The organism is Saccharothrix sp. AJ9571 (genome assembly GCF_021725495.1).
GTDB classification, from domain to species: domain Bacteria; phylum Actinomycetota; class Actinomycetes; order Mycobacteriales; family Pseudonocardiaceae; genus Amycolatopsis; species Amycolatopsis magusensis.
Genome location: NZ_CP091382.1, coordinates 3,560,319 through 3,576,324 on the forward strand (window position 1 = coordinate 3,560,319; position 16,006 = coordinate 3,576,324).

At 66.7% G+C, this 16,006-nt stretch carries 16 protein-coding genes; 7 read left to right on the top strand and 9 right to left on the bottom strand.

All coding sequences use genetic code 11. The annotated features are described in order from the left end of the window. The first annotated feature begins 14 nt into the window (after positions 1-14). From ychF to L3Q67_RS16170, 5 genes are all read left to right on the top strand, one after another. Positions 15-1,115 carry a redox-regulated ATPase YchF gene (gene ychF / locus L3Q67_RS16150; RefSeq protein WP_499190278.1) on the top strand — a complete coding sequence of 367 codons (1,101 nt, stop codon included), beginning with the start codon at positions 15-17 and terminating at the stop codon, positions 1,113-1,115. A 124-nt stretch (positions 1,116-1,239) separates the two neighbouring features. Further along, complete coding sequence (locus L3Q67_RS16155) at positions 1,240-1,632, top strand: hypothetical protein (RefSeq protein WP_499190279.1); 393 nt, start codon at positions 1,240-1,242, stop codon at positions 1,630-1,632. After that, positions 1,629-2,246: a helix-turn-helix domain-containing protein gene (locus L3Q67_RS16160; protein WP_499190280.1), complete on the top strand. Its 618-nt coding sequence runs from the start codon at positions 1,629-1,631 to the stop codon at positions 2,244-2,246. Before L3Q67_RS16155 ends, L3Q67_RS16160 begins: the two co-directional genes overlap by 4 nt. Further along, positions 2,243-2,902: a hypothetical protein gene (locus L3Q67_RS16165; protein WP_499190281.1), complete on the top strand. Its 660-nt coding sequence runs from the start codon at positions 2,243-2,245 to the stop codon at positions 2,900-2,902. Before L3Q67_RS16160 ends, L3Q67_RS16165 begins: the two co-directional genes overlap by 4 nt. Positions 2,903-3,185: 283 nt before the next feature. Then, positions 3,186-4,796 (top strand): restriction endonuclease, encoded by a 1,611-nt coding sequence (locus tag L3Q67_RS16170; protein WP_499190282.1) that lies wholly within the window; start codon positions 3,186-3,188, stop codon positions 4,794-4,796. Positions 4,797-4,810: 14 nt separating this feature from the next. Here the strand turns inward: L3Q67_RS16170 and L3Q67_RS16175 are convergent, their stop codons facing one another. From L3Q67_RS16175 to L3Q67_RS16195, 5 genes are all read right to left on the bottom strand, one after another. Further along, positions 4,811-5,716, bottom strand: coding sequence for a DUF5655 domain-containing protein (locus tag L3Q67_RS16175; protein WP_499190283.1), 906 nt, complete (start codon positions 5,714-5,716; stop codon positions 4,811-4,813). 347 nt (positions 5,717-6,063) lie between these two features. After that, positions 6,064-6,957, bottom strand: coding sequence for a phosphotransferase family protein (locus tag L3Q67_RS16180; RefSeq protein ID WP_499190284.1), 894 nt, complete (start codon positions 6,955-6,957; stop codon positions 6,064-6,066). A gap of 6 nt (positions 6,958-6,963) precedes the next feature. Continuing rightward, positions 6,964-7,440 carry a glycine-rich domain-containing protein gene (locus L3Q67_RS16185; protein WP_499190285.1) on the bottom strand — a complete coding sequence of 159 codons (477 nt, stop codon included), beginning with the start codon at positions 7,438-7,440 and terminating at the stop codon, positions 6,964-6,966. A gap of 29 nt (positions 7,441-7,469) precedes the next feature. Beyond that, the gene (locus L3Q67_RS16190; protein ID WP_499190286.1) at positions 7,470-7,841 is read right to left on the bottom strand and encodes a hypothetical protein; all 372 of its coding nucleotides are present in this window, start codon (positions 7,839-7,841) and stop codon (positions 7,470-7,472) included. Next, on the bottom strand, positions 7,838-8,173 hold the full coding sequence (locus tag L3Q67_RS16195; protein WP_499190287.1) for a hypothetical protein: 336 nt from the start codon (positions 8,171-8,173) through the stop codon (positions 7,838-7,840). The genes L3Q67_RS16190 and L3Q67_RS16195 overlap by 4 nt, the downstream gene beginning before the upstream one ends. Before the next feature lie 193 nt (positions 8,174-8,366). Between L3Q67_RS16195 and L3Q67_RS16200 the strand changes: the two genes are divergently transcribed. Together L3Q67_RS16200 and L3Q67_RS16205 are read left to right on the top strand one after the other, a co-directional pair. Next, positions 8,367-8,864 carry an NUDIX hydrolase gene (locus L3Q67_RS16200; protein ID WP_499190288.1) on the top strand — a complete coding sequence of 166 codons (498 nt, stop codon included), beginning with the start codon at positions 8,367-8,369 and terminating at the stop codon, positions 8,862-8,864. Between the two features lie 19 nt (positions 8,865-8,883). Then, positions 8,884-10,092, top strand: a complete 1,209-nt coding sequence (locus L3Q67_RS16205) for a helix-turn-helix domain-containing protein (protein WP_499190289.1) — start codon at positions 8,884-8,886, stop codon at positions 10,090-10,092. A gap of 112 nt (positions 10,093-10,204) precedes the next feature. Here L3Q67_RS16205 and L3Q67_RS16210 read toward each other — a convergent pair whose 3' ends face one another. The 4 genes from L3Q67_RS16210 to L3Q67_RS16225 form a co-directional block, all read right to left on the bottom strand. Further along, positions 10,205-11,869: a relaxase family protein gene (locus tag L3Q67_RS16210; protein ID WP_499190290.1), complete on the bottom strand. Its 1,665-nt coding sequence runs from the start codon at positions 11,867-11,869 to the stop codon at positions 10,205-10,207. Continuing rightward, positions 11,866-12,327, bottom strand: a complete 462-nt coding sequence (locus L3Q67_RS16215) for a MobC domain-containing protein (protein ID WP_499190291.1) — start codon at positions 12,325-12,327, stop codon at positions 11,866-11,868. The genes L3Q67_RS16210 and L3Q67_RS16215 overlap by 4 nt, the downstream gene beginning before the upstream one ends. A gap of 222 nt (positions 12,328-12,549) precedes the next feature. Beyond that, positions 12,550-13,617, bottom strand: coding sequence for a hypothetical protein (locus L3Q67_RS16220; RefSeq protein ID WP_499190292.1), 1,068 nt, complete (start codon positions 13,615-13,617; stop codon positions 12,550-12,552). 1,217 nt (positions 13,618-14,834) lie between these two features. After that, entirely contained in the window at positions 14,835-15,953 is a 1,119-nt protein-coding gene (locus tag L3Q67_RS16225) for a hypothetical protein (protein WP_499190293.1), read from the bottom strand. Between the last annotated feature and the right edge of the window lie 53 nt (positions 15,954-16,006).

Here is a 16,006-nt window from a genome sequence, read left to right on the forward strand (position 1 = left end):
TAGACTGCCAGCCCGTGAGTCTGACCCTCGGCATCGTCGGCCTGCCCAACGTCGGCAAGTCCACCCTGTTCAACGCGCTGACCCGCAACGACGTGCTCGCCGCGAACTACCCGTTCGCCACCATCGAGCCCAACGTCGGTGTGGTCCCGCTGCCCGACCCGCGGCTGGACAAGCTCGCCGAGGTGTTCGACTCGGCGAAGACCGTGCCCGCGGTGGTGTCGTTCGTGGACATCGCCGGCATCGTCAAGGGCGCGTCGGAGGGGGCCGGGCTGGGCAACAAGTTCCTGGCCAACATCCGCGAGGCGAACGCGATCTGCCAGGTCATCCGCGTGTTCGACGACCCGGACGTGGTGCACGTCGACGGGAAGATCGACCCGCTGTCCGACATCGAGACGATCAACACCGAGCTGATCCTCGCCGACCTGCAGACCCTGGAGAAGGCGCTGCCGCGGCTGGAGAAGGAAGCGCGGACGAAGAAGGAGAACCGGCCCGCGCTGGAGGCCGCGCAGCAGGCGAAGGAGCTCCTCGACTCCGGGCGCACGCTGTTCTCGGCGCAGAAGGAGATCGACGGTTCGCTGCTGCGGGAGCTGAGCCTGCTGACCTCGAAGCCGTTCCTGTACGTGTTCAACGCGGACGAGGGCGTGCTCACCGACCAGGCGCGGCGAGAGGAGCTGGCCAAGCTGGTGGCCCCGGCGGACGCGGTGTTCCTGGACGCCAAGGTCGAGGCGGAGCTGCTCGAACTGGACGACGAGGAGTCGGTGCGGGAGCTGCTGGAGTCGGTCGGCCAGCACGAGCCGGGCCTGCACGCCCTCGCCCGCGCCGGTTTCCACACGCTGGGCCTGCAGACCTACCTGACCGCGGGCCCGAAGGAGTCGCGGGCGTGGACCGTGCCGAAGGGCGCCACCGCCCCCCAAGCCGCCGGCGTAATCCACACCGACTTCGAACGGGGCTTCATCAAAGCGGAGATCGTTTCGTACGCCGACCTCATCGAGGCGGGCTCCATGGCCGCGGCCCGGTCGGCGGGGAAGGTGCGGATGGAAGGCAAGGACTACGTCATGACAGACGGCGACGTGGTTGAGTTCCGACACGGATCACCATCTAAATCGAAGGCGTGACCGTGTCGGAAGCCCGCGAGGCTTCCTGCACGTGATGCTTAACGCCGAGCGGGCCCGACTTCAGGTCGGCCCCGTTCGGCGCTGAAGACGCTGACCGGGGCCTCCGACGGGATGGAGCCCCGCCGTGAGCGTCACTCCGCACAACATCTCACAGTTTTCCGTCGACACGCTGGTCGAGCGCTGGTCAACTGCCCGTAGCCGCACGTTCCTGGCCAAGCACAGAGGTCGCCAACTCGATCCGCGCGAGCTGTTCGCCGAACTCGCCTACGGAGTCCGGATCGCGCAGGAAGTCACCGCCGGTCGGTGGTGCGTGGTCGCTGACCTGCTGCGATTAGGCGCTGTCGACTCTTGGTCACAGATCGCCGACGCCATGGGCTTGGCCGAAACCGAGGCCCGCGCCGGTTTCCACGCTTGGGTCACAGCCCAGTCCGACCTTCGTCGGCGTACCGGCAGTATCGGAATCACCGAAGCCGAAGCCGCCGAGCTGTACGCGCTCTCCGAGGCGGTGACCTGGTGAGCATCGAAGCGATCCACTGGGCACTCAATGCGGCCCCGATCCCTCGGGACCGCCGCGACGCATCCAGCCTGGCGATGGTGCTGGTCGGCCTGGCCAACCACGCCGATCCGGATGGCTGCAACGCCTTCCCCTCGCTGGCGAGGCTGGCCCGATACACCCGGCTATCCGAGCGATCGGTCCGCTACGCCCTGCGAGCGCTGGAGGAACTGGGCCTGATCCGGTCCTCCGACCCCGAGATCGTGGCCGCGTACGTGAAGCGCGCCGATCGGCGTCCCAACGGCTACAACCTCGCTGTCCACCTCGTGGACAACTCCGTCAACGAGGGGCAGAGTCTGCCGCCCGTTGAGCAGCACGAGGGGCAGACACTGCCGTCGCGAGGGGCAAACAACGACACGACGAGGGGCAAAGCTTGCCCCCAAACCGTCCTTAACCGTCAAGGGAACCGTCCTGCGCCCGAGGCGCGCTCGCCGCTCCGGCCGCCCTGCGGCCAGTGCGATGCCCGGCCGGATGATCCAGTTCCGGCCCGGGTGGTCTGGCTCGATGCCGACCGAACGCGTTCGACTCTCTGCCCACGCTGCCACCCGAACGCCAACCGTGCCGGAGGTGCTCGATGAGCGCCGACATCCTCGACCAGGTTCGCCAAGCGGTCACCGAAGCCCGCGCCGCTGGCGACCCCAGGCCCGGCCGCCCGACACTCGTCAGGTTGACCGGCGCGACCGACTACCAAGTCCGCAAGGCCCTGGCCACGCTTGACGGTGAACCGCCACCTGGCGCCAGTGCTGGCGAGCCCGAGCCGCCAGCAGCGCCAGCTCCACCCAATGCATCCGCCCGTCTGCCTCGACCCTGGCCGCTGATCTTCATCGGCCTGGCTGCGGCCGTGGCGATCTGGGGCGGCTGGGTACGCCTCGGCGAGCTGACCGGCTTCGGCCCAATCAATCTGCTGCCCGGTGCCGGTGGCGGATTCACCATGGACACGGCCGTGGTGCTGCCGCTGTCGGTCGAGTTCTATTCGGCCTACGCCCTGCGCGTACTGCTCGCCTCGGACCGGTTGACCGAACGCTCCCGGCGGTTCGCACGGCGATCGTTCCTGGCCAGCTTGGCGGTGGGCGGTGGCGCTCAGATCGCCAGCCACATCATGGCCGCCGCCCACGTCACCAGCGCCCCGTGGCCGGTCACCACGGTTGTGGCTTGCGTGCCGCTGCTCGTGCTCGGGCTGGCGACCGGCCTGGCGACCCTGGTGAAACGGGACGCCAGCGCTGGTGAGCGCTAGTGGTGTTCTCCGGTGGACGCCGCCGACGAGACGAGATGGGGACTTGCCGCGCAGCTGGCGCAAAGGCATTTTCAGCTGAGTTGCCTACTCGATCACGGCAAACACCCTCCGTTACATGCTATCGCTGCTTTTTGCGCTGTCGGACTAACACGTTTGCTACGTCCGAGTGATCGTGCCGTAGAGCCACAGGAGTGCCCTTTAAAGTCGATCTGGGGCGGGGAGGGAGCTGTGCTCGAACCACCGCACCAGACGTGGCAGCTGACAAGGTGGAGGCGGGCTGAGTATGGCGCAGAACAAGGGACAACAACGACGTGAGCGCCAGCGTCGAGAAGCTCTGCAAGCGCAGAAAGCCCAAGAACGGTTTATCGCCCAACAGCAGCGAGAGGTCGAGCGTCAGGAGCGCGAGGCCAAACGCGTCGAGGCCCAGGCTGACCGCGACCGCAAAGTTCAGTATCTCGCCGAACGGATCGCTGAGGCCGAGGAACTTACTACGGCGGTAGCCACTCGAACCGCAACACTTGCAGCTGTCCTGCTTACAGGCTTGAAACGGCAAGCTCCGCTCAATTTCCGCTCGATGCGTCTCACGTTCACGGCCAATACTTGGGCACCTGGAAATCTGGCTAAGGCAGAGCAAGCACCGCGATGGGAAAGTTTCGCGCCACCAGAACCGGGCTTACTGTCGAGAGTGTTCGGGGGAGATGCCCGCCACAGCCAAGCGGTCCAGCAAGCTCGCCTACGGTTCGAACAGGAACAGGCTGCTCACTTGCAGCGAGAAGTGCACCGTGTCGCTCAACTGGAACAACTCCGTCAGCAACATGCCCGGCGTGAGGATGAGCGGAAGCGGCATGCCAGCCAGCACAACGTACAGGTCGATGCGCTACAGCGGGCATTCCAACAAGGTGACCAAGAGGCCGTCGAGCGATGCCTTCGACTCGCATTGGAGGCGGCACCTCTGCCCGATGGCGTTCCTCGCGAAGCGGAGGTCGGATACAGGCCGGATAGCCGGCAGACCCTGGTCGTCCGCGAACTGCCGGACACGGACGTCATCCCAACTGAGGCTGCGTTCCGGTACGTCAAAGTTCGTGACGCGATCGAGCCGACACCTCGAAAGCCTGCTGAAGTTCGGCAGCGATACGCTGATTTAATTGCTCAGATTGCGTTGCTCACGCTGCGAGACGCGTTCGCCGCTGCATCGGCGCAACAAGTCGACGAGGTTACGGTGAACTGCCACCTTTCGACCACCGACCGGGCAACGGGAAAGGCCATTCGACCTTGCCTGCTCACCGTGTCGGCGTCCAGAGAAAAGTTCGATGAACTCGTACTTGATAAGCTCGAGCCGCGGGAGTGCTTGCGACATCTGAATGCTTTGATGTCGCCGCACCCGTACGACGTCGAACCCATCAAGCCGATCTTCGACCCTGACCTGACGCGATTCCGCCTCGTCGATGCCCAATCCGTGGCCGCTGGCCTAGATTCCCGGACCGTGTTGGTGGAGCAGACGCCGGGCGAGTTCGAGCACCTGGTCCGTGAGCTGTTCGAAGCAATGGGCATGCAGTCCTGGGTGACACAGGCGTCACGGGACGACGGTCTCGACGCGATCGCCGTCAACCCCGACCCAGTAATGGGCGGGCTCGCAGTCATCCAGGCCAAGCGCTACGTCAAGAGTGTCCCGGTAGAGGCGGTGAGAGCGCTCTGGGGCACGATGGAGGACAAGAAGGCGGGCACGGGCATCTTGGTCACTACCTCCTACTACGGTAAGGCCGCCCATGATTTCGCCCACCGGAACGAGCGTCTCCGGCTGATTGAAGGGCCGGAGCTGAAGCACCTGATCAAGGAGTTTCTTGGCCAGGACGTCATCGTCGGTGCGAAGGAACCGCCGAAGAACCGGCGTTGACGCGGTGGCACCTGTCAGCTGGCGTCGTAGCTCGCCCGAAGATGCACCTCCGCGCGCGCAAGATCCGCTGAACTCTTGATCCGGAGTTCGAGGTCGCCGGTGCCAAAGTGACCGATGTTGCGCACGTCACGGGAAAAGCCCGGCTCCAGTTCGATCGAGTCGGGATCGACCTTGAGGTAGACGAGCAGCGCTCGACTTTGCGGGTGCACTTCGACGCAGGCGAAGTTCTTCAGCCTCTTGTACGCGAAGTAGAGCTTGCGCGTGGTCTTCTGGATGTCGTCCCCGAACGCCATGAGCTGGGCGTCAAGATCTGCGTAAAGATTTTTGAGTGACTCTGGTGCCTTCGCAAGGTACTCCGTCACCGTCTGCTCGGCCGCAGTTGACGAACCTCCACCGGTGGGTGCCGGAGAAGTCGTGCTGACCGCTGTCAACAACTCCAAAGCGAGCAGTTCACCACCGAAATCGCGGTACCGGACGAGTTCGATGTTGTGGTTGTTTTGCCGCACTGCATGCTCGTCGTAACGGGTGAAGTCCCCGGCAACGCAGACGAGTCGTGGGTTAGTCCAGTCGATCTGCTTGGCAGCATCCTGCCCAAGCCGATCCATCACGAGCAGCTTGAACTCGCCCTGATGGTCGAGCAGCCAGTCCAGGTAAAACAGGCCCTGGTTGATGACGTTCTCGTCCCGTGACCGCTTGTACTCGAAGATCACCGGCGACCCGGTCTCGTCGATACCCAGTGAGTCGATGCGCCCACGATGCTTGGCTCCGGTCGAGTACTCGGATGCCAAGAAACGGACCCCGAACAGCGTGTCCATGTTCGACTCGATCGTCCGTTGTAGCTGACGCTCCAGGGCGACTGCGCTGCCAGCCAGCTCGCGAGCCTTGCCGCCATCGATCCGGAACAGCTTGAGGTCACTCATCGATTACGTTGCCCTGACGCTCGGCCTGGTTGCCCTTTCGGCGGACAGCATGGCCGGGGATGCCGAAGTGGCAAAGGCGGCCTGCGTGAGTGCTTCGGCGAACTGGCGACACTTGATCATGGCTGTGTTGGAGTCGGTGAACAGAATCGACGCTGCTGCCGCGCCGTACGCGACCAGCACAGGTTCGTGACTCAGGAGATACCCGAAGTTTGGCGTTCGCGCCGCTGTCGCTCCGACCTGTTCGTTGAACCCCACTTGCGTCCCCTCCCCGCTTTACCTGAGCTAGGCAGGTTAGCAGCCCAGCTGATCAGCTTATTGGAGCCAAGTGGTTGCTTGAGAACACGATTCTATGAAGGCTCCGCCAGGCGGTGTCTGGCCCAGGTCCGCGCCGCCGCAGTTAGTTCGGCACGCATAGGCAGCGGATCGGTGTGCTGCAAGTACGTCCACATGCCCAGCAGCGCCACCGAGAACGAGGTCAGGGAATCGGCCGAAACTTCTGGCCAGGCAGCGGTGGTGGCCGCCCAGCGCTCCGCGGCTTCAGGAGTGTGGCCCTGGCCGATCAGACGAACGATTAGGTGGGCGGTGTCGACCCAGGCAGCGCCGGTCTGTGACCAGGCCCAGTCGATCACCCATGCCTGGGTGTCGTCGCCGAGGATATTCAGAGGGTGCAGGTCGGTGTGCAGCAGGTTATCCCCGGCGACCGCCTCGATGCCCCTGGCCTCCCAGCTCGCGAGGAGGTCGAGCCGGTCACGGCTCCAGTCGTCGAGTTCGGCCGGTGGTCGGTGTCGCAGCCGTCGCCAGCCGGACATCCAGGCCATCTTGTCCGTCAGGGCTGGCACGTTCGGCGCGCGGCAGCCACGTAGCTCTCGCGACATGGTGGACACCGTGTCGGCCACCATCGGTAGGTCCGGCGAGCCGGGGGAGAGGTCGGCGTGGTGGCCGGTGATGTGTTCGAAGCCCAGCAGCAGCCAGTCCTCGGCGTCGGCTCGCCACAGGAGGCGCGGCGCGACCGCCGGGGGCAGGTAGGGGTTGATGTCTGCCTCGTGGCGGTGCATCGTCCCGCGCTTGCCCCCGGCGTCGGCGATGCCCTTGCAGAAGACCATGCCGCAGTCCGTGTGCAGGGTGGCGGCGAAGTCGGAGTTGCGCCCGGCCGCCGGCGTTTCGGCGTGGGTGACCGGTCCGGTCTCGGCTTCGATCGCGGCGCGCACGGTGGTGGGGAGTTCGTCCCAGGTGTGCAGCATCTGTCCTCAGCTGGCGGGCGGCGGGTCGTCGGAGCAGCCGTTCTTGCACTGCGAACAGTTCACGTTGCACTTGCCGTTCACGGCGGGCCACAGCGCGGGGTCGACAGCGTATCCGGCTCGTTCGATGGCGGCGACCGTGCGCGCCAGCGTGGCGTGGGCGGCTTCGCCGGTCGCCGCCGGGTCGCCGTCCTCGGTGGGCACGTGGTGTAGGAACCGGCCCGCGATCCGGTCGCAGAAGTTCGCGTAGTCGCGGGTGTGCAGGATGAAGGTGTGCCAGCCGGTGTCCACCTGCTCGCTGGGTGCCAGCGGAGCGCCGGTGTTGCGGGCGCAGGCGGCGAGGAACGCCAGTGCCTGCTCCACGATGCGTTCTGCGAGGTCGCGCGGCAGTTGCTCCTCAGCGATGATCCGGCCAGCGAGGCGGTCGAAGAGGGCGGCGGATACCAGCTTGCGGCCGGTGGCGGATGGGGTCAGGACAGCGGTCACAGGTTCTCCTCGATTGAGCGGATAGGTAGTCACCGCGCTGGTCGCGCGGAGTTTCGGGGCGTCCACAAGCGGGGCGCGGTGGCTCTCACGAGCCGGGGCGCGCCCGGTGCGTCCGGGGGCGGCAGGGTGAGCAGGCCGTCTACGACGTCGGCCAGGCTGCCGTCGCGCTGCCACAGCACGCCGCCGGTGTGGTCGGCGCGCAGCGCGGCGGCGTCGGTGACGTAGCGGACCATCAGCGCGTCGGCGGTGCCGGTGCCCGGCCAGGCACGCACACCGCGGACCTCAACCAGCTCGCCGTCGTGGTCGTGCACCGGCAGGAACAGCCATCCGGCGTTGAGCAGGTCGGCCAGGCGCCGCAGCTCCGGGAACGCCGCCAGCGACTGCTCATGGCCGCTGGTCACGAGACGATCCGCAGGTGGGCCCCGGCTGGCACGGGGTCGGGGTCACTCGTGCCAACCGGGAGTCGGGGGAGTTCGGCGGGCCGAGGGGCTGGCACCGGGGTGTCCCGCCGAGGGGGTAAGCCGAAGTGCCGGCGGAACTTGGCGTCGCAGCCCAGGCAGCCGCTGGTTTTGCGTGGCTTGGTTGCCTCGGTGACCTGGTACAGCTCGCCACACAGCAGCAGCACGATCGTCCCGGCGGGCGGACGGCACTTGTGCCAGGTCAGGTGCTCGACGCCGCCGATGACAGGCTGATACGCCGTGACGTTTTCCATCGAGCCGGTGGTGAAGGTCATCGGCATCGCCCGCCGTTCGCATCGGCGGAAGCTGACCGCGAGGGTTGCCGTGTCGTAGCCACCTCTACAGCGTCGACATAGTTGACCAGCGAAAACACAGCCCCGGAGCATGTGTTCCCGAGGCCGCGCGGGCGTTCTCTGCCTTTCGAGCAGGGAAAGTGGTAATCGACCGATGGCGGTAACCTGCGAAACCGTGGACCTTCTCCCGTTCAGTGAGTACGCGGCTTCTCTCAACCGGAAGCGCACGGCCGCCGGCGTGCTGCTGCGCGACGACCGGTCGCGCGTGCTGCTGGTGGAGACCACGTACAAGCCCGAATGGGAAATCCCGGGCGGCGCGGTCGAAGCGGAAGAGGCCCCGTGGGTGACGGCGGCCCGCGAGCTTCACGAGGAGCTGGGCATCACCCGGCCGCTGGGCACGCTGCTGGTCATCGACCACATCCGCACCCAAGGCGTGATGCCGGAGGGACTGGCGTTCGTGTTCGACGGCGGCCTCATCACCGAAGATGAGGTTCGCGGTATCCAGTCGACCGACCCGGAGATTCAGTCCGTGGGGTTATACACGCTGAGCGAGGCCGAGACGCTGGTCAAACCCACCCTGCACGCCCGGATCAGCACGGCCTTGCGCGCGGCCGACAACGGCGCGACCGTGTTTTGCGAAGCCGGTCACCCTGCGACAACCGTCCGGAACTAGCGCATGCCGAGGGGGAACAGTGTCCAGCTCGCTGGCGGAGAACCTGGCGCGCTTCCGCAAGGCGCGCAATCTCTCGCAAGAGGAGCTGGCGGCGGCTGCGTCGGTCGGGGTGGACACCGTAGGACGGATCGAGCGCGGGGAACGCCGGACCACGCGCCCCGCCACCGTCGCGAAGCTCGCGCGGGTACTGGCGGTCACCCCGGACGCACTGCTGGGGTTACTGCCCACCGCCCACGCTGTGCGGGACGCCGAGGTCGCCCGGCTGCGGCAGGCGATCACCGCCAGTGCCGAGGTGCCTGGGTTGGACGACCTCGCCGACAACGACGACATCAGCGACCCGGCCAGCTTGGCCAAGGCCAGCCACGCCACCTGGCGGGCCTATGTCGACGGCCGCCACGGCGAGCTGCTGCACGCCCTGCCGGTCCTGCTCGCCGACGCCCGGCGCCTCGTCCACGCGACCACCGGGGACGCGAACGCCGCCGCGCAGCAGCTGCTGTCCACGGCCTACCGGCTCGGCGCCGGGATCGCCGGACGCCTCGACATGGACGACCTCGCGTGGACCGCCGCCGAGCGCGCCCTGGCCGCCGCCCGCAAGTCCGACAACCCGGAGATCGACTCGGCGATCTCGCTGCGCTACCTCGTGTGGACCCTGATCAAGCAGGGACGCACCGAGGACGCCGAGCGCGTCGCGGTCAAGGCCGCGGAGCAGATCGAGCCCCGGATGCTCGACCGGGACAGCACCCGGGCGGGCGTCTTCGGCAACCTGCTGTTCAACGCCGCCAACGCCGCGCTGCGCTCCGGCAGCGGCGACCGCGCCAACGACCTGCTGGCCATCGCCCAGTCAGCAGCGCTGCGGGCCGGGCGGGATAACGCGACCGAGGCCGCCATCTTCGGTCCCCGGGTGGCGGCCTTCCAGGCAGTGGATCACGCGGTCCGGCTCGGTGACCCGGAGGCCGCGCTCCGGCTTGCGGACCGCATCGCCGAACCACAGGGCCCGGTGCCCGCCTTCTGGGAAGCCGGCCACCGGCTGCACCTGGCCCACGCCGCGGCTCAGCTCCGACGGGACCAGCTGGCTGCGGACCTGTTGAGCGAAGCCCGAGACCTTGCGTCGGACTGGGTGCAGCGTCAGCCGCTCGGGTCCACGGTTATGCGCGGGCTGGTGGATCGGGCTACTCGCCGACGCGGGCGTCGTTTCGCTGACCTCGCGGCGCACTACGGCGTTCTCTGACATCTGCATACACACGATCGGGTGACTGGAAGGCAGCGGAGCCCGACGGCTGTGGCCGGAACCTGCGAGCTGTGACGGATGGTGTTCGCCTGGCTGGCCTGTGCGAACGCGCTTACCGGGCTCTCCGGCTGGCTGTAGACCGCGGAGGCGGCTTATAAGCGGCTGGAGTGTGCACCGTCGGGCGGTTGCCAGGTGCATATCGCCGCTGAGTTACGGGTTCGGGCGATGCTTGCGGGATGGGCGCCGATCGTCTGGCGTGCACGGTGGCGGCACGAGCAGCAGCGACACGGTCAATAGGTAGCGCGTTGATCGTGCGCTCGGCGGCTGCGGCCTGGTGGACGCGGGCATTCGCCTGCTGCCACGCGCAGATTTCGGCGATCAGCCCGGCGAGCGCCAGGACCAGGGCGGCGAGTACGAATCTCTCGCTACCTCGTCCGTGTATTGCTCCGATCGCCGCCAACTTCCGCGCGGCCCGCCGCAACTCCCGGGCCAGCGGGCCGAGGTCGTGCGCCAGCACGCGATGGGGGCTGCGTGCGGCCCGGTCGTAGTAGTCGTGCGCGGTGGTGAGCGGGCCGGGAGTCCGGTATTCCTTTCCCAGTGCGAGCGTGCCGAGCAGTTCGCCGACGGCGTGGGCGATGCCGTCGGGGTCTTCCTGTTTTGTGCGGATCGCTGCGGCCGCGGCGTTGACCACGGCGGTCGCTTCGGCAAGAACATCTTGCCGTGCGTGCGGGGTGGAGCGGCCGTCGTTGGTGCGTTCGACGGAAGTATCCGCGGCGGGTGTGCTGTTCCAGCGGGTAAGGAGTTTCGGCCAGGTGAGATCGGCGGCGAGCTTGCCGCCGCCGAACCACACCAGCTCGCCGCCGCGGGTCTGGTCGAAGCGCGTCGCGTACGCGCAGCCTCGGATTCTTCCCGTCGCGGTATACGACAGTCGGTAGTTGATCTGCAGCTCATCGAGCTTGGCGAAGAACCGATCCGATCCATGGGTGCTGGCTGCGGCTTGGGAGATGAGCCGGTGTAGCTCGGACCGCGCCGTTTCGGAACGCCGGTTCCTGTTCGCTTTGCTGATCTCGCCGCGGGTGGGTTGCTTGGCCGCGGTGCGGTCGATGCCCGGGGTCGGGGTGAGCCCGAATTCCCGCTCGAGTTCCTGGCACGCCTCGCGCAGCCGCGTTTTGTAGAAGGGCGGGGAGAACCGTGTGAGTCGGCCGCTTTCGTGCTGCGCGACGAGGACCGCCATCAGGTGGATGTGATCGTCGGCATGGCGGACCGCGATCCATCGACACCCGGCCTGGTGGATTCCGGTCGCGTCCATCAGCCGTTGCGCAATGTGTTCCCACTGCTTGTCGGACAGCACCGGGTCGTCCGGGTGCAACCTGACCGGGCAATGCCACACGTACCCGTCCTTGAGCACGATCTCCTGTGCCTTCGGGTCGTAGCGGTAGAGCTTCAGCCAGTCTGGTGCGAGTGAAGGCGGCTTCCGCCTCCCGGCGATGCGCAACCACTGCATCCACTCTTGGGCGTTGGGGAGCCCTTCTGGTGTTGGCGCGGGGTTGGCCAGCGGCAGTCCGAATTCCTTCGGCAACTCCTGCATTACCCCGATCAGCTCACGCAAATCGAAGTCGAACTCGCCGGGACCCGTCTTCGGTGGTTGGTGGAAGGCTGGGGCGCCGTCCCAAGACGCGACGACGCGCGGGTTGCGGTGCTCCTCGTGTTCGCCGGGGCCGAGGAGGTAGGCGATCAGTCCGGCCGGGCGCCATCCAGTGACGACCTTCGCGATCACCGCAACGCGTCCCGCAACGCAGCCTGCAGCCCGTGTGCCATGGCGACGCGGCGGCGCACGATCGCCATGATCGCCAGCGCCTCCGCGCCGACAGTTTCGATCTCGTGGGTGCTGTTGGCGTGTCGGGCGACGTCGTTGAGGTTGCCGCCGATCTTCGCCAACTGAACGCTGTGGTGGTTGATGGCCTCCAGCAGCCTGGTCAGCAGCTCCCGGTCGAGCACCTGCCCGCTCACCCGCATCCGGGCGACGTCCAGCGCCGCCTGAGACACGAACGAACCCGGCTGCACGCCATCACGAGCCGCGGCCCGCACGATGACGAGCCACTCGGCGTCGTTGTACGTCAGTGGAGTGCGTGGCTTGCGCGGACCGTGTCGTGAATGCTCGCGCCTCTTCAACCGCCGGACCGATGCCGTCCCGGAGTCTGTCCGGGCGGCGGGTGTGATCTCGTTGTCGTTCATTGCGTTCATCCCCCATGCGGCCCGCCGGCCCGAGGCACCCCCTGCGCCTCGCCGCGGTCCGCTAGGACCAGCCTGCCAGGGTGCACAGCGTCCTGGCGAAGATCCATATGGATCTTCAACATCTTGCTCTGCGGTTCTACCCGGCTACAGCGGCAAGTCGCGTCGCACGGTCACGGGCAATCCGTTCTGCTTCACGTCCAGCCGACTCCGTGGCTGTAGCGGTCAAAGCTGGGAGTAGTAATCGCTGGCGGTACGGCCTTCGAGCATCAATCGGCACGCCGAGCACAAAATGCCTCCGGGCCGCCCAGGAGGGCGCAACCCGCACTTGCTGCATCGTCTTGCTGCGACGCGCGGATGCTCGAGGTTGAGGCAGGTGGCAGTGCGGGGCGCTGGCCGTCCGTGGCGCTTGGTTGGGCGGCCGGGCTGGTACTCGCCGGTTTGCTCGGTCATCTCCTGGAACAGCTCAAGGTCGGCGGGGGAGACGAGCCGCACGTCGCCGAGCAGGTCGCGCATCGCGACAAGCTCACCGGCGGGAAGTCGTTCGGCGACGTCGTCGACGGTGAGGCCGTTCCAAGGCTCGGGGTTCGGGTGCATCTGTCCGCACACTCGACGTGGTCGGCTGCGTTTGCCGCGGTGGCGGCCACCTGTCGGGCAGTAGTCCCAGGCGCTGAGGGTGCAGCGGGTCGGAATCATCCGGCGTGGGCCGAGCGCCGTGGCGGCTCGCGGCGGCGGCAGTGAAGTCCAGGCCAGCTTGTTACACCCGAGCGCCGGTACCTGGGTGAACCAGGGCGGGGTGCGATCGGAGTCTAGGAACCACACCGGCAGCCAGCCCGCACCGAACGACTTGGTGGTCCGGGACTTCACCAGAGTCGGGTCGATCGCCGAGCGCTGTACCTCGATCCCGGTGCGGTACGGGCCGTCGATCGCAACGTCCAAGATCGTGCCTCGTCCGGTGCGGCGCTCCTGTGTTACCTGGTAGCCGGCGTCTTCGGCCGCCCGCTGCCAGTAATCCTTCTGGCGCCGATGCTCGACGGATTCTTCCGCGATCTCGTGATCGTTGGTGCAGCTGCTACCTCGGAAGTGAACTGCCCAGTAACGGCCGCGAGTCAGCCGGACGAACATCTCCGCGCCCTCGTCGTCGACCGGCGCCTGTTGGCACAGTAGGACCCGGTCGTGTCGGCGGATCTCGCCCCGCAGCGACTTGATCAGCTCGAAATCCTGCGAGTTCAGGTGCGCCAAGTCGATCAGGCGATCGTCCTGGCCGTGGATGTAGCGCACCAAGGTCGACATCAGGCGCCTCCCCGCAGCAACTCAGGGCACGACTCTGCACCGACAGGGTCAAGCTCTGTCGTGGAACATCCACCGTCGCAGGCGTTCCGCTTGGTCGTCTACCGCCAAGTCGGGTGGAATCAGCAGGTCGGCTGCACGGTCGAAGTGCGCCGAGTTCCCTGATCCGGACGGCTGGTGTTGGCTGGACGAATGGCACGTTCATCACGTCGAACAGGGCCGCGGACTCCGGCGCCGTCGACGGTCGAGGAGTTCCTCGACGCGCTCGAAAAAGCCGGGGGCGAGTTACGGATCGTGGCGCCGAGCGATGAGGTACGCGCTGCTTGGCGCCGCGTGATCCACCGCATTCGACAGGGCAAGCATGTCCCCGACGGCTGGCATCTGTTGCATCGGGGCCGTGACAGCGGTGACCTCGTCATCGAGATGCGCCCTGGCGAACATCCCGCCGACAAGTACCGTCGACCGGGTGGAGACCGGGTGCCGATTCCGGCTGCGCTGACAGACCCGCACCCCGTGGTCGAGGCACTTCGCGATTCACCGGAGCGCCTTCCGGATTCGCCCGCAAACCGTAGTCGAGCGGTGATGATCGTCCAGGTGATCGCCGAGGAGACGCAGCGTCGCGGCCTTACCGTGGAGCCGGGTATTGGTGATGTGCTTCTTCGGGTGGAGGCGCTGGGAAGCCGGTATGCCATACGAGTCACTGAGGAAAGCGGTGCTCGGTGGACCCTGCGGCTCGTACTTCAAGTGCGCGGCCCTGGAGAACCAGCTGACGCTCGTTGGTGTGACCGTTCTGGCTGGCGAGTCGAAGAGGCTCTAGGACAGGTGCTGGATGAGATCGTTCGACGAGCGGAGGCCGTTCGAGAGGAGGTCGAATTTGAGGAACGACGTCAAGCAGACCGAGCGGCCGCAGAACGCAACAGAGCCGTTTGGGCATATCGGGCGAGTGTCTTGCGTGATCAAGTCGCTGCCTGGCGTGAGGCGGAGGCGATTCGGCGCTACTGCGACCAGCTCGTTGCCTCCGGTACGGACGATCAAGACGAATGGGTGAAGTGGGCGCGGGCGCGTGCATCTGCGATCGACCCGCTCAGGGAACCACCCGGCATGCCGCCTGAGCCAAGTGAGGATTCAGTGCCTCGGCAGCAACCAGCTTCGGTCCGTATGCCGAGAGCACCATTACCGGAACCAAGACCGTGGCATCCGAATCAGAAGTGGTGGTCTCGCTAGCCGGGCCCCCACGGGCTATGGCCGCGCAGGTATGGCTTGAGGTCGTCTGGCCCGGCTTTGGGAGTCGTCGGCATTCCGGCGTGGTTGCGCACAGGATCAGCTTCCTCGGCGTATGTCTCGGCCCAAGTGGCCCATGCGATGACCTCATCTCGGCGCGACGGGTCGACCGAATTGGCGGCATCGCGAAGGGCGGCGGCGTAGGCGAGGACGTCCTCTACCTCGGCTGCTTCCTTGATCCGTGCCCGCAGAGTGTCTTGTCGGTGTTGCTCGGCGAACTGCTCCCTGGCCACGACCATCGCGGCTTCCCAGCGCCTCCTGCGCTCATCAGCTCTGCGAGCCTCCTCCGCGCGGCGTTCGACTGCCGCCTTGATCATGAGTTCTAGCCGGTCGAACATTGCCGTGAGCTGCTGCTCAAGTGGGTTGCCCTCGGCATCCGACCACGCTGGATCTTTGCGGCCATGGCGGCGGTCATCAGAGTGAAGTCTGAGCCACAACCCGTTCTGTGTGCCGCCGCCGATCAGGCTGAACTCGTCGTCCCAGCTGGCCTCGATCGTTACGTACTCCCCGCGACGCTGGCCACCGACCCGTACCCGGTAGTCCCGGAACTTTGCCTCGTCCAGGATCGCTTGCCAGATCCGCAGCATCCGACCGGCTTTCTGCCGCGGGACGTCTGGTATCCAGTCTGGGACGAACGCGCGAGAGTGATAAGGACGCCACCGGTCCGCCTCCCGCCGCTTCATGCCCTCCTGCATCTCGGTTACCAGTGGGTGCGGAACTTTCGGCAATTTCGACGGAACTCGGATAGCGCGTCCGACGAAGTCGCCTTTGGGACGGCTATCGGGCTCCGGCGTAGCGGGACTCGTCTGGCGACTGGGCTTCGGCGGCGCGGTTGGGTCGGTCAGCGAAATCCGAATGGTGTCCTCGGAGGTCCACTTGCTGAGTCGTGCGCTTCCTACTCGCCACAGCCGAAGCTGGGCCGTACGAGCTGCGCGGCGCCAGGCTGCGAGTTCTTCGGGGGCCAAGTCGTTGAGGACGAGGTGCCCACCCGCTTCGGTTACCCGCTTCAGGACCTCTTCGGGCGTGATCTCAGGAAGTTCGGTCTCACCCTCCGTCATAGCCACCACCATAGGTGTCCTGGTCGCCAGCGGCAGGAGAAGGAGGTGGTCGG

Bases quoted from the DNA above. Each gene is read 5' to 3' on its own strand.
- L3Q67_RS16165 (WP_499190281.1), top strand. From the start codon at position 2,243: ATGAGCGCCGACATCCTCGACCAGGTTCGCCAAGCGGTCACCGAAGCC.
- L3Q67_RS16170 (WP_499190282.1), top strand. From the start codon at position 3,186: ATGGCGCAGAACAAGGGACAACAACGACGTGAGCGCCAGCGTCGAGAA.
- L3Q67_RS16175 (WP_499190283.1), bottom strand. From the start codon at position 5,716: ATGAGTGACCTCAAGCTGTTCCGGATCGATGGCGGCAAGGCTCGCGAG.
- L3Q67_RS16180 (WP_499190284.1), bottom strand. From the start codon at position 6,957: ATGCTGCACACCTGGGACGAACTCCCCACCACCGTGCGCGCCGCGATC.
- L3Q67_RS16195 (WP_499190287.1), bottom strand. From the start codon at position 8,173: ATGACCTTCACCACCGGCTCGATGGAAAACGTCACGGCGTATCAGCCT.
- L3Q67_RS16215 (WP_499190291.1), bottom strand. From the start codon at position 12,327: ATGAACGACAACGAGATCACACCCGCCGCCCGGACAGACTCCGGGACG.
- L3Q67_RS16220 (WP_499190292.1), bottom strand. From the start codon at position 13,617: ATGTCGACCTTGGTGCGCTACATCCACGGCCAGGACGATCGCCTGATC.
- L3Q67_RS16225 (WP_499190293.1), bottom strand. From the start codon at position 15,953: ATGACGGAGGGTGAGACCGAACTTCCTGAGATCACGCCCGAAGAGGTC.